This window comes from Pelagicoccus mobilis (genome assembly GCF_016595505.1).
Lineage (GTDB): Bacteria > Verrucomicrobiota > Verrucomicrobiia > Opitutales > Opitutaceae > Pelagicoccus > Pelagicoccus mobilis.
The window spans coordinates 78410-90489 of sequence record NZ_JAENIL010000020.1; the positions used below are offsets into that span (position 1 = coordinate 78410).

6 protein-coding genes are annotated in these 12080 nt (G+C 52.7%); 2 read left to right on the forward strand and 4 right to left on the reverse strand.

The features are described from left to right. Nucleotides 1-75: 75 nt before the first annotated feature. Nucleotides 76-3702 carry a TonB-dependent receptor plug domain-containing protein gene (locus tag JIN87_RS12250; RefSeq protein WP_200355854.1) on the reverse strand — a complete coding sequence of 1209 codons (3627 nt, stop codon included), beginning with the start codon at nucleotides 3700-3702 and terminating at the stop codon, nucleotides 76-78. 264 nt (nucleotides 3703-3966) lie between these two features. Further along, nucleotides 3967-5868 carry a Gfo/Idh/MocA family oxidoreductase gene (locus tag JIN87_RS12255; RefSeq protein ID WP_200355855.1) on the reverse strand — a complete coding sequence of 634 codons (1902 nt, stop codon included), beginning with the start codon at nucleotides 5866-5868 and terminating at the stop codon, nucleotides 3967-3969. A 132-nt stretch (nucleotides 5869-6000) separates the two neighbouring features. Here JIN87_RS12255 and JIN87_RS12260 point away from each other — a divergent pair, with 132 nt between their 5' ends. Next, entirely contained in the window at nucleotides 6001-8106 is a 2106-nt protein-coding gene (locus JIN87_RS12260) for an endo-1,4-beta-xylanase (RefSeq protein ID WP_200355856.1), read from the forward strand. Next, the gene (locus tag JIN87_RS12265) at nucleotides 8103-9686 is read left to right on the forward strand and encodes a glycosyl hydrolase family 28-related protein (RefSeq protein ID WP_200355857.1); all 1584 of its coding nucleotides are present in this window, start codon (nucleotides 8103-8105) and stop codon (nucleotides 9684-9686) included. Before JIN87_RS12260 ends, JIN87_RS12265 begins: the two co-directional genes overlap by 4 nt. A 6-nt stretch (nucleotides 9687-9692) precedes the next feature. On the opposite strand, the gene JIN87_RS12270 is transcribed toward JIN87_RS12265, so the two are convergent. Both JIN87_RS12270 and JIN87_RS12275 read right to left on the reverse strand, forming a co-directional pair. Further along, a complete protein-coding gene (locus tag JIN87_RS12270; RefSeq protein WP_200355858.1) occupies nucleotides 9693-10595 on the reverse strand; it encodes a nucleoside hydrolase in 903 nt (300 codons plus the stop codon). Between the two features lie 231 nt (nucleotides 10596-10826). Next, on the reverse strand, nucleotides 10827-12038 hold the full coding sequence (locus JIN87_RS12275) for a right-handed parallel beta-helix repeat-containing protein (protein WP_200355859.1): 1212 nt from the start codon (nucleotides 12036-12038) through the stop codon (nucleotides 10827-10829). Between the last annotated feature and the right edge of the window lie 42 nt (nucleotides 12039-12080).

Genomic DNA, 12080 nt, shown 5'->3' on the forward strand with positions numbered 1-12080 from the left:
TCCTCCCTTATACAAACAAGTAGCTGATCCCCGAAAAACAGGGGATCAGCAGTGATAAATGGCTTCGTCTAACTACTAGAAGTCGAAGGTGCTTGTGAGGAAGTACTCCGTCGGTGAGGGAGCTCGCACACGAGCCACAGTGTAGTCATCGACTGTTCCGCCCAATGGACGTCCTTGTAGCTGAAGCGGAATGAAATTGTCGTCTGCAAATGCGTTGCGAACGTTGAACTGCAGTCTCCAGCTTCCGTACTTTTGGAAGAACGGCATCCGGTAGCTAGTGAACAAGTCGATCGTGGAAATCTCATCTCCCATGATTGGGCGACTCACGTCTCCAATGATTTGGCCATTTTCATCCAACATGTAAGGATAGCCGAGCGACCCAGCATCTTGCCAACGATAGGATCCGCCAATTGACAGTCCCTTGAAACGGCCATCCGAGAAACGGTAGTTGGTCACGAGATTGAAACGCCACTTACGTTGTTCCGTGGATACAGCTCCCTCTTGGGATTTGTCCGTACGTTGCGATATGAGGTCCACGGCAAACTCGTCCACCTGCGTCGTCTCTACTGGAGTTAAGTTGTCTTCAGAACCATCCTCACCCACAGAACCTTGCAAGAATCGTTGTCCTTCAACATCGAGGAAGTATCCGCCGCTGTTGAAACCACGGCTTGCGGGGAGATCGCCAATGGTGATCCACTCGTATCCTTCGATTGGAACATCGAGGTAGTTTTCCATGAAGGCTTGACCGGAATTCTCGAACCACGGGTTGATGTTATTCCTGACTGTTTCCTGTTTCGCGAGGCTCGCAGAGACTCTCCAATTCTTGGTTGGGTTATAGGTGATCTCAATTTCCTCACCCTTCGCGACACGGTCTACCGTATCTGTAACGGGGGCATTGGTGAAAGTGAACCCGATCCGGTCACCATTCGCATTTGTCTCGTAGTTGAGCGAATTTCCAGCGACAAGCTTCTCAGGGAGCGAATTCAACACGGTGTCACCAACTGCCTTGTGGAAGGCTTGCCACACGGCGTCCTCTTCACTGTCAAAGTTCTCGTATCGGCTATTCGCATACCTGAAGAGATTGAACGTATCGATACGGCTCGAACTGCTCGCTCCTACAAGCGAAGTTTCGTAACGGTTGAAACGAATGTGCAGCTTGTCCTCGAACAGCCTGAGCGAGATCCCTTCTTCAGACGTTTCGCCGGCAGGATTCGGGATGCTATCGAGACGCCAGTTTTCGCGACTCAGAAGCTGGAAGTTCGACGAATCCGCGTAGTGGAAAGACAAGCCAATGCTGTCTGGAAGTCCCCAGTCTTGCGGCCAGTGAACAACGCCGCTGAAGCTCGTACGATCATCGCTTCCTCCGTTGATGTCCGGAGCTTGATCTTCCAACTCGTCGATCAAAACGATTCCGGTATCCGGATCCAAAGCTACCTTGTTAAAGTTTCGTTCGATTACGTCATCCTGACGGTAGCCAAACGTAGTTACAACGTGGTTACCAAGGAACTTACTCTGTAGGACAAAGGCCTCCGAATCAGTATCATTGTAGAGACGTTGCGGATTGTCTCCGAGTGCCTCAACCAGAGTCGCAGAGCGCGTCACGATCTGTCCGTTGGTCACGATGTCGCCCTTGGTGTTGTTTTTGGTTGGGTCGCTCGCAGAAGCACCTGGATCAAAGTACTTAAGCTGTACCGTTTCGCCTGGACGCCAGAGGTTCAGGTCATGGCTTGCTCCAGTCAGCGCAACGTCCGACATAGAACGTGCCCCGAGAATTGAAGGTCCAACATAGACGATCGGATGATTGTTCGCGCCCTTGGGTCCAATCTGAGGCTTCAACAATACGCGCTGCGTATCCGTGTCCTGGAAGTATAGCCCTTTCGAGTATCGGAATTCCTCTGACTCGAAGCGGTCAACCAAACCAGAGAGCGTGTGCGCGCCTAGGAAACGACCGATACCGCTGTCGAATTGTTCGCCAAAGTCATGGCTAACGAAACCAGTGAAACGCTTCGTTTCGACCTTCTCCGTTCTTCCGCTAAATCCGCCTTCCGCATGAACGAACGGACGGCCAAAGTTCGGATTCGCATCACCGTTCGGGAGCAAGGTGTTTATATCCACCCAAATTGAAGCGTTTCTGTGCTGGATCGGCGCAAAGGCTTCAACCATGTAGTGCTGCTTGTTGTACGAGAGTTCGAACCCAAGCTTCCCATCGAGGAAAGTCTGCTCTAGCGCGAACGTCGCCGCATCGAACTCAGTGTCTTGGAATGAGGAGCCACCACTTAGCAAATTCTTGCTGAAGTCGAACATATCGTAATTGAGAAGCCCCTGCTTCTTTCGACCGGTGTTCGCCATGTGCGGGAGGAAGTCGGACAAGTTTCTGACGGCTACGAAATTCTTAACCTCATCCTTGCCATCGCCGAGGAGCGACAAGGCATCCCCAGCCACATTGTGGTTCTTGTTCGGTTGTCCAATGAATCCCACAGGGTCGAAGCCTGTCGCATTTGGATCGGAAACAACCAAAATGCCTTCATTGAAGATTCGAGCGTTAGCGATCTTCTGAGTGGTCGAATCCGTGAAAGCTGGATACAGAGAAGTGTCCAACTGGACGAGCGGTTGCCTTCCCGAAGTCAAAAGCCCCTTCTTGAAGCCGTAGGTCTCCGGATCTGCGATGAACGAGCCATCGTAAGATCGCTGGATATAGGTATGAAACTGGTTTTCCGTGATCTGGTCAGGAGTCAGTTCGACTCCGTCCACGAACAATCCAGTCCCGCCTTCCAGGCCAATGCCGGAAGAAATTCGCTGATCGATTATCGGTTGATCATTCGCGAACCAAGCGGAGATGTTCTCAATCGGACTGATCGTGTCCGGGCGACGTGAATCTATGTCACCATCTTCGAAATCCGCACGGAACGTCGTGTGCTTGAGCGGCTTGAACTTGATCGCGGCATACTTGCGAGTCGTGTCCGAGTAAGTGGGCTTCTGACGGTATTCCTTCTGGTCCTCAAGCAGAGCAAACTTTACTGCCAACTTGTCCTCGATAAGCACCCGGTTCACCGAAAGCGAACCGCGGACCGATCCCTCGCCATCCAGTCTCAACACAAACTTTCCCGCATCGCTGAAGGTCGCTTGGTCCAAGTTGTTGTTGATGATCCCAGATGGGCTACCCAATCCAAAAAGCGTAGCGTTCGACCCTCTGTTGATGTCGATTCGCGAGGTGTTGTAGCGGTCGAACGGGATCGACGTTTTGAAATAGCTGCGGGTCAAATCCGCTCTACCCAGACCACGAACACGTGTGGCAAGCTGGGGCTCCGCTCTGAGGCCGGCGGTCAAAACAGCAGCATGACCTCCATTGTCGGCCATCTCCTCAAATCCCGAGAAATTCCCTGAGATGCCACCAACTTCAGTGTTGGTAGTATGGGTCAGAAGGTCCTCCATACTGACCGCTCCGATATCATCGAGGAAGTCTTCCGTGACGACCTGCACACTCGTGCCGATGTCCTTCAGCTGAGACTTGATGCGCGTGCCAGCTAGAGTGTTGGTCGCTCGGTAGCCTTCGTCCTCGGATCCTTCAACCGTGAACGGACTAAGTTCAAAAATCTCATCTTCCTGTTCGTCGGCTTGCTGACCGTGTAGGGGCAGGTAGCAAGATGCGGTAAATCCAACCGCGATGGCGGAAACGCCAATCTGAGTTTTGTGTAGTTTCATATCTTTAGGGTTCTTGGATACGAGCCCCTAAAAACGAATCCGACCGGTAGATTGTCAGTTCACAGCACCGTACTTTGTTGGGGCAAACTACGACACGATAGGGGCAGTCCCAACACTATGACACAGCCCCCTCAAAATCGGGTAGACCCGCCATCTCAAAAGATGGACCATACGTCTAAACCGACACTATTCTACTGATTCAAAGACACTTACAAAACGAGAAACAGCCGCAATCAGCTGACTATCTCAACGCCTGCGACAGTGCTAAAACTCACTTTCGAGCTCTACAGAACGCCCCTCGGCGATCGCGGCATGAGCCGCTTCCACCACCTCAACCACGTGAGCAGCCTGCTCGCCAGTCGTCGGATGAGCCCCTCCTTCACGGAGGGCTTTCCAAAGGCCATAGACGCCCGCCGACCAGTCGCAGTACCACGCTCCTTCACCAATCGGTAGCGAGTCTAGCTTCACCGTTTTGAAGCCTTCTCCATTTTTGCCGAGCTCGATCGGAGCGGTCGCAGCGAACCAGTTCGATTTGAGAGCCCCATCATCACCATGGATCTCGTAGGCAGGATTGGAGCCTTCCACCAACCCAACGTAAAAACTCGCCGTCAGTCGCGCCCGGAACCCACTGCGGAATTCCAGAACCAACGACATCCAATCCTCCCGTTCTAACTCAAACGCTTTACCATCCTTGTCTCTCCGTTCAGGCAGGAGTTTTGCCCCATCCGCCAAAACCGACTTCACCGGCCCAAACCATTTCGTCAGAAGCGTGATTGGATAGACTCCCACATCCGCCAGAGCTCCAACCTTATAAAAACCAGCCGGTGCCGGATGCCAGCCCTCGATACGGCCCCAGTCCACATTCACGTACGCCAGCTTGGGCTTCCCGATCGCACCTTCCTCGATGAGTCGCTTCGCCGTTTGCTGCGACTCACCCAGCCAAGTCGCAGGAGCGCAACTCAGACGTAGCCCCTTTTCCTTCGCCAACTCCACAAGCTGCTTCGCTTCCACATAGGTCGGAGCGAGCGGCTTCTCCGAATGGACTTGCTTACCTGCCTCCAAACACTTGCTCACTACCTCGAAGTGAGCCGCCTGAATCGTTAGGTTGATCACAGCTTCCACCGCATCATCAGCAAGCACCTCATCGAGCGTTTCGTAGGCCTTTCCACCGAAAGTCCCCACCCATTCCTCTGCACGTGCCGTGTCCAAATCCTGAGCTCCGAGAACCACGATTTCCGGACGCTTCGCCAAGGCCTCGCCATAGGCGTTCGCAATGTTGCCACACCCTACGATCACTACCTTGAGGGGATTCTCCACCACCGGTTCGGCTTCCGTCCACCACTTTTCAGCCCTGGATAGTCCTTCTCTAATTTCGTCAGTTGGGTCGTACTTTTCAGGTTCGTGCTCCACGCCAATCGAGCCTCTAAAATCCCGCCGTCTCAACTCTTTCAATACAGCTTCGACAGGAACAATTCCCTCTCCCAGCAAACAAGTTTCGTGCCCCATATCGATGAACTCGTAGCCAGTCGGCTCTGAGCGCTTCGCCTTCACATCTTTGAGATGCACAGTGAAAATCCGGTCGTAGAGCTCCTTCAAACCTTCTAGCGCATCCCACTCACGCGTCCCGCACCAGCCGAGATCGAGAGCAATTCCCATCACATCCTCATCTCCCTCGCCCAATCGAGCTCGCAGGATCTCAATGCTCGTTTCGGTGTGGTTTTCGATCGCGTACCCAACGCCAAAAGAACGTAGAATCTCAACCGCTGCGGTTCGGTCAGAATTCACAAACTCGATGTGCCCAGAGATATAGCGCATCCCCAATTCCTTACATACCCGGCAGGTCGCCTTTAGCTCCGCAGAGCTATCGCCTACCCAGGCCGCATAGCTTCGCGCCACCATTCCCTTCTCCTGCAGCAGGCGTTTCGCCGTTTCCACATGCTCCAAGGTAGCCCAGCTGAAATGCAAATGAGCTGCCCAAAGATCGATCGCTGAAAAGCCGAGCATCTTCACCTTCTCCAACATCGCCCCAAATCGCTCTTCGTAAGTCTCAATCGGGCGATAATACTCGTTTGTCGCATTATCGCCCTGCATCCACCCATCGGTCATGTGGTAGTCCAAGGTTTCAGCGACAAGATTAGCAGTGATGAAGGAAAAACGAGAACTCATACCCTCAAACTGCACCCCACCTCGGACATGTCCACGTTTCCGCTATTCTAATAAGTGAGCGCCAAACGACTGTCCCTTCAATAGCGATCCGATACGATGGTGAACGACTATCAAATCGTTCGGATCTCCCCTATGAACGCACACGCTATTACAATCATCCCTTTAAAATCCGCTCTGAACTCCAGCTTCCTTGCCGTTCTGTTCTTCGCCCTGTTCGGACTCGAAGGGATTCTTTGCGCCAAAACTCCAGTCCCCGCCGGCGGCGTCTCTCTGCTTCAGGACAACCCACTCTCCCAATCAGGAATTTTCTGGCAAGGCAGCCACGAAGGCTCTCCGGTCGCCTCTTCTGAGTTAGTTCAAGTCGACCACCCAGACTTCAACCAAGCCCTGCGGGTAACCGTTTCAAATCCCGCTGGCCAATACTGGAATGGCGCCATTCAACTCTCCTCGAATCAAGCGGTCTCCCAAGGCGACACCCTTTTCATCCGCCTCTTCTTTCGCTCAATCGAATCGAAGGACGAGTCAGGCGTAGGCTTCGCAACCGTGTTTCCCCAAGGCCCGGCTCCTGATTACAACAAATACGTCACCCGCGAAGTCACCGCAGGAACAGACTGGGTCGAGTACCTCTTCCCATTTGAGATCAGCGAAGATCAACCCGCTGGCTCGCTCAGCCTACAAGTGGGTGCGGGAGCGGGAGCGAAGACCCAGATCTGGGAAGTAGGCGGTATCGAATTTCTGAACTACCGCGATACCCAACAAGTCGCAGACCTGCCGATCTCTCGACCCACTTACGCAGGACGGGAACCCGATGCCGCATGGCGCACAGCAGCGGCCGAGCGAATCGAAAAGTACCGCAAAGGAGACTTCTCAATCCAGATTTTGGATACTGACGGTTCCCCTATCTCGAACGCGGACATAGAAGTCGAATTCCAACGTCACGCCTACCACTTCGGATCTGTCATCGCAGCGGGAGAGCTCTTGGGTAACAGCCCGGACTCCGAGACCTACCGCGAGAAATTCCTCGAACTGTTCAACCAAAGCGGTCCGGAAAACGATACGAAATGGGGCCCATGGGCAGGCGAATGGGAACCCGGTTTCAGCCAGCAGCAAACGCTCGAAGCGCTCACATGGCTTAAGGAACGAGACATTTATTCTCGCGGACACGTGCTTGTTTGGCCATCGAAACGAAATCTCCCCAACCTGATGCAGAGCTACTTGCCCGAGGGAGATCCCGCCTCAGCCGATCCCGCAGCGAAGCAGGTCGTGCTCGACCACATTGACGATGCCACTAGCAAAACTCGCTTCCTGGTGGACGAGTGGGACGTATTGAACGAGCCCTACGACAACCACTACCTCATGGACGCATTCGGCGACCAAGTGATGGTAGATTGGTTCAAGCAAGCTCGCGCAAATCTTCCCCGCCGAGGGCTCTACATCAATGATTACGGCATCATTTCAGCTGGCGGACGTGACTTCGCCCACCAGCAACATCTAGAGGATGTCATAGAATACCTTCTGTTAAACGATGCCCCGGTTACCGGGATCGGCATGCAGGGACATTTCTCCTCATCCCCTACCTCAATCGAGCTCGTCTACAACATCTTCGAGCGTTTCCACAACGCGTTTCCAGACCTCGACATTCGAATTACCGAGCTCGATATCACGACCGACGACGAGGATATGCAGGCCGATTACACGCGAGATATTCTAACCATAGCATTCAGCCACCCCGCAACCGTTGGCGTGCAAGTTTGGGGATTCTGGGAAGGTCGCCACTGGCGTCCCTCGGCTGCCATGTACACCCAAGACTGGCGCGAAAAGCCCAACGCCACCATCTGGCGCCAGCTCACTCAGGAAACCTGGTGGAACGATTTTGCCGGAACCACTAACGCAAAGGGGCAATACAGTAACCGCGGCTTCTACGGCGACTATATCGCAACGATCCAAACCTCGGGTGATCCCATCGTACTCAACTTCACACTGGTCGCAGATGGTCCCAATCACATAGTCTATCAACTCGGAGATCTGAACAATGATTCCTTCGATCTCTCGACCAACGAGAACACAGCCACTATCGTTGAGAACGACGGCAACGAGCTTATCCTCGAGAAATCCACAGACCTCGAAAACTGGACACCAACATTCAAACTCAAGAACCACACCCCAGGAGCACAATACTCCTTCCCAATCGAGACGGACTCCCGGACCTTCTTTCGTCTGGTAGACGAAACTCCTTGATCCACCGAATCGCTAACGGCTTAGCCGCATCACGCCGCTGTCTTTTAATCATCTCCCTTCTCGTTTTTGCGAACGCACTGGTCGCAAATGCCCTTGAATCGGTAGGCCTCGGTCCTGATCGCTCAACCGACTGGTCGATGGCGGGGAGAGAAGCGCCCCGCCCTACCGACTTCCAAGTCCTGAACTTCCTCGAGCACGGCGGAAAACCAGACAACCAGACTGACAACGCCCCCATCCTTCAGGCTCTCATCGACAAGGCCGAGCCCGGAACGACCATTTACATCCCCACAGGTAGCTACCTGTTTCGCAGTCCCATTTCAATAACTCGAGACGCAATAACTCTTCTCGGGAACAGTACCGAACATACGCATCTCCGATTCGATTTGCCAGAAGCAGGGCCTCACGCCCTTATCATGATCGAGGGAACGTACACTTCAGACCCTATTTCTCTGAACTACACTCCCCGCCTCGGGGATTCGCATATCAGTCTACCTCCTGACGTAACGCTCAAGTCGGGACACGACCTAATCATTAGCCAGCAAAATGATCTGGAAGCAATGGGGACCTACCGTGCGCAGCGAGACCAACAAGAACGACACCTTGAATCCTTGGAGACGTGGGCGAAAAGGAGCGTTGGTCAAAGCCTAGCAATCGCCTCGATCGTAGGAAACTCCGCAATCCTAAAGTATCCATTAACCTGCGACTACAATTGGGAAGACGTGCACATCCAAGCCGTCGATTTCCTGCAGGACGTAGGACTCGTCAACCTCACGATCGAAAACACCCGCGAACTCGATGGCTTGCATAGCATTGCAATTCACCGAGCGGCCAATTGCTGGGTATCGGCTGTCCGCAGCCTGAAGACCGTCCGAAGCCATCTGGACATTCGCTACAGTCGTAATATCGAGGTGCACGACAGCGAGTTCTACGATTCATTTCGCCACGGTGGAGGCGGACACGGCTACGGAATCGTTTGCTCTAAGTATACGAACCATTGTCTCATCGAAAACAATGTATTCAGCCGGCTACGACATAGCATGATGGTCAAGGAAGGGGCCAACGCCAACGTCTTCGGGTACAACTACTCGTTCGATGGTCACCAAGAGGGTACTGCGGTCGCGAAAGACATCAGCATCCACGGCCACTACCCTTTCAAGAATCTCTTCGAAGGAAACCATGTAGAGTACATTCACTCCTCCGATTACTGGGGAGCTGCCGGTCCCGGAAACACCTTTTTCCGTAATTTCGTCAGTAAAGCGGCTCTCCACCTCGAAGATTTCTCCCCTAAGCAAAACGCGATCGCTAACGATTTGCAGCCGATCCCCGAGTCACCCGATTGGCTCTACACAGGCCAAACAACTCGTTATGAAAACGGAGTGGCCGTCGGGAAGGAAGTTATCGATCCACTCATATTCGCCAACCGTACAAGCAGTGTCAATGAGGCCAAACAAGAGTATCCGAACTCCCTTTACCTGAAAGAAAGACCGGTTTATTGGCCCCGCGAATTCGCATGGCCTCCATTCGGGCCAGACACCGAATTTGGACAAGGAAAGCTCCTGGCACATGAGCTTTCGAAATAGAAGGAGCTATAGGTTCTCTAAAACAGACTTAAGAGACACATACATCTCATCGACAAAGAAATCAGTGTCCAAATCCGTGTAGAGGCTCAGATTCGGATTCTCCACCCACGGGGCTTCGATCTCTGTCACCTTTTCTGGATACACCATCGCTTGTATCAAAGCGACGTCCCAGAGAATACGGCGTTCTCGACCTGAGTCGTGGTGATTGAACCAAGTGGCGACCAGATACTCGCCAAGCTCGTGTACGTCTTCCAACTCCTTCCGCGTGCGTCGAAAATCGAACTGGTAACTCCACAATTCACTCACTGGCAGCACATGCATTTCCATCTTTGACTGAAACAGCATTCCCGCCGCCCTCGGATCCATCATCGGATTGAAATCCAAGAGTCGCGATGACTTCTTCTCCCGGTCGTAGGTTGACCCAAGCCAGTAGAGAGCGATTTTATTTTCGATCTCCGGATCGATGAACAAAGCGGAGGCAACGTTAGTCAACGCACCCATCGCTATCACCGTCAGCTTGTCCCCATCCTCCTGCTCATTCGCGAGACGGATTATTTCATAAGCCGCCGCCGAATGGACGGCTAAGTCGCCCCAGTCGTACATCCGGCGATGTCCTCCTCGGCGCAGCCTAGTCTCGTCACCAGCCTTCAAATACGTAAGCAATGCGGTGTTTAGGCGATGACTCGCCTCCATTGTCTCCGGGACTTTCCACTGACTATTTTCCCACTGTGTCGAATTCAAAGCGACTATGTCCCACTCAGGAACCGCAAACGCTCGCACGATCGCGTACAAATCATCCACCTCGTTCGCCGTATCAGCATCCAGAACAACAGTGCGTTTTTCCGCTCCTCCCAGAGCCCCAACAAATATTAAAGCAGCAAAGATCCAGACAAAGATTCGATTCAACATAAGCACTACCTCAATCGCTTCTCTCAAAAACGCAAATCCCAGCTAACTCAGCCGAGCCAGCATTATTCATGTTTTTCGTAATGAGCCATTGCGAGCCCAGTTCAGACGGGGCATTGGCGACGGTTTTGGGGTGAGGCTGGGTTGAAACCCCGCTTCAGTCAAAAAACAAGTCAAGGCAGCGTCTGGACGAGATTCGCAATGGCGGAATAGAAAGTTCATGAATAATGCAGGCTAATGCGTATCCGCTCCAACAACATAATTATCGCCGCTATTCTCTAGACCATTGTCGAGAGCTCCCGACAGCAAATTCCCCTCGATTCGGATATCTTCATAATGATAGCCACCAATCGATTGCTTGTCCGCTTTCGATACGATCACGTTGTCTTCAATGAGACAGCCCTTCACCGCCCCGATTTCGATCTCGTACTTCATACCGTCACGCTGCGCATTACGAATCAGCTTGTTTTCGACCACATCCATGGAATCGCTTTCGTAGAGATTGATGCCGCGCCCGCCATTCTCAAAGCAGGTGTTGTTCGCGATCAATATCCGTCCTGAGTAAGGCTCGTCGTATCCATCGCCAAGGATGTCCTGGTTGGTTCTCAGTGCATCGAGGATAATTCCATTTCCATCCGAGTAGGTTCCCATCATCCAAAACTTTACCTTGTTGTCGTTCCGATAACAGACATTGTTTCGTACGATGGTCCGATACACATCGCGGCGGTTGTCATGGTTTGAACTTTCCCAGATTGAAATCCCGCTCTCTCCCCATGGAGAGTAGTAACTCGTTTCAAACACTTCGTTTGCTTCAATCAAAACATAGTCCGAGCGAGCGAGAGCGATTCCACCACCCGCAGTATGATGTATCCGACAATTCCTTACAATCACATGGTGCGGATAGTTCCCGCTCTCGTCCGCTTCCACTCTTACACCCACCCCAAAGTACCTTGGATCCCGATCCCCCTTGTTGTCGAAGTTCTTGCCATAAGCGATAGCCTCTTCCTCATCGAGTTCGCGACTCTTCCCGTCAAACTCGATCCCTTCCAAGACGAGGTAACGCACTCCCTGCATCGCCAATCCTCGTTGACTATCGAACTCCAAAACAGGATTCTCCCCCGGAGCGTTAGCAATCCGAATCCAGCGATCCTTCTCGCCCTGACAGTGAACGAACGCCAAAGCAGTACTATCAGTATTTCGGTAAACGCCTTCTCGTAACAACAAAGTATTCCCCGGTTTCAGCTGCTTAGCAGCGTACTGGATCGTACCAAACGGCGACTCTTTACTACCAGCAGCGCTATCGTCACCAGCCGGTGAAACGTAGTAAACGTGACCATCGAGTCCCTTCTCTCGAATACCCGCCAACTGAGCAGGGTCGTTTCCAAACACTGAAAACGAGCAAAGTACAAACGTATATACCAGAGCAACACGTGGGATAAGATTCATGGGGCCATCATACTCTCCCTTGGCGTCCCTTCATATAGCAAT

Excerpts from the sequence above, each read along its gene's own strand:
- JIN87_RS12250 (WP_200355854.1), bottom strand. The coding sequence starts at position 3,702 with ATGAAACTACACAAAACTCAGATTGGCGTTTCCGCCATCGCGGTTGGA.
- JIN87_RS12255 (WP_200355855.1), bottom strand. The coding sequence starts at position 5,868 with ATGAGTTCTCGTTTTTCCTTCATCACTGCTAATCTTGTCGCTGAAACC.
- JIN87_RS12260 (WP_200355856.1), top strand. The coding sequence starts at position 6,001 with ATGAACGCACACGCTATTACAATCATCCCTTTAAAATCCGCTCTGAAC.
- JIN87_RS12270 (WP_200355858.1), bottom strand. The coding sequence starts at position 10,595 with ATGTTGAATCGAATCTTTGTCTGGATCTTTGCTGCTTTAATATTTGTT.
- JIN87_RS12275 (WP_200355859.1), bottom strand. The coding sequence starts at position 12,038 with ATGAATCTTATCCCACGTGTTGCTCTGGTATATACGTTTGTACTTTGC.